Source organism: Shigella sp. SIG6, assembly GCF_053555815.1.
In genome coordinates, this window is record NZ_JBQZXC010000260.1 from 1 (window position 1) to 1,479 (window position 1,479).

General features: G+C 40.9%; 2 protein-coding genes. Both read left to right on the forward strand.

Going from position 1 to position 1,479, the window contains the following annotated elements:
* Nucleotides 1-14: 14 nt before the first annotated feature.
* Nucleotides 15-566, forward strand: coding sequence for a fimbrial-like protein (locus tag ACUU1M_RS20145; RefSeq protein ID WP_001272148.1), 552 nt, complete (start codon nt 15-17; stop codon nt 564-566).
* Between the two features lie 59 nt (nt 567-625).
* The coding region (locus ACUU1M_RS20150; RefSeq protein WP_449144780.1) for a FimD/PapC N-terminal domain-containing protein at nt 626-1,479 on the forward strand (854 nt) is incomplete at its 3' end.

Sequence of the window (1,479 nt, forward strand, 5' to 3'; positions counted from 1 at the left end):
TATAAAGGAATATTATGTCTGCTTTTAAAAAGTCACTTCTTGTTGCTGGTGTAGCAATGATTCTTTCCAATAACGTGTTTGCTGATGAAGGTCACGGTATTGTTAAATTTAAAGGTGAAGTTATCTCTGCTCCATGTTCTATTAAACCAGGTGACGAAGATTTAACTGTAAATCTGGGTGAAGTAGCAGATACCGTACTGAAAAGCGATCAGAAATCTTTGGCTGAACCTTTCACTATTCACCTGCAAGACTGCATGTTGAGCCAGGGTGGAACCACTTATTCAAAAGCGAAGGTTACTTTCACCACAGCGAATACTATGACGGGTCAGACTGACCTGCTGAAAAACACCAAAGAAACTGAAATCGGTGGTGCCACAGGCGTTGGCGTACGTATTCTGGATAGCCAGAGCGGCGAAGTGACTTTAGGTACCCCGGTAGTAATTACATTCAACAATACTAACAGCTATCAGGAACTGAACTTCAAAGCTCGTATGGAATCCCCGGGCAAAGATGCTACCCCGGGCAACGTTTACGCTCAGCCTGACTATAAGATTGCTTACGAGTAATCACATTAGGCCGGGGTCGCCCGGCCACATCATTAACGGATTAATGATAAGTGGAACAGATGTATAAAAAATTAAAATTAACCACAATAAGCGAATTGATTAAAAATATTTATTGTTCATTATCCGTTCTCATCATTGGTTGTGCGTCAGCTTATGCCGTTGAATTCAACAAAGATTTAATCGAAGCCGAAGATCGTGAAAACGTTAACCTTTCCCAATTTGAAACTGATGGCCAATTACCCGTAGGTAAATACTCATTAAACGCTCTTATTAATAATAAAAGGACGCCAATCCATCTGGACCTGCAATGGGTATTAATTGATAACCAAACTGCAGTTTGTCTGACTCCAGAGCAATTAACATTATTAGGCTTTACTGATGAGATTATTGAAGAGGCTCAGCAAAACCTGATCGATGGTTGTTACCCTATCGAAAAAGAAAAACAAATTACAACTTATCTCGATAAAGGGAAAATGCAATTATCCATATCTGCACCTCAGGCATGGTTAAAATACAAAGATGCAAACTGGACGCCTCCTGAACTTTGGGATCATGGTATTGCTGGGGCATTTCTTGACTACAATTTATATGCCTCTCATTATGCACCACATCAGGGCGATAATTCACAAAATATAAGTTCCTATGGGCAGGCTGGGGTTAATCTTGGGGCCTGGCGCCTGCGTACTGATTACCAGTACGATCAGTCATTTAACAATGGCAAAAGCCAAGCGACCAACCTGGATTTTCCGCGTATTTATTTGTTTCGCCCAATCCCAGCAATGAATGCAAAACTAACTATAGGTCAATACGATACTGAATCCTCTATTTTCGACTCTTTCCATTTTTCTGGCATTTCGTTGAAAAGCGATGAGAATATGTTACCGCCAGACCTACGTGGTTACGCACCGCAAAT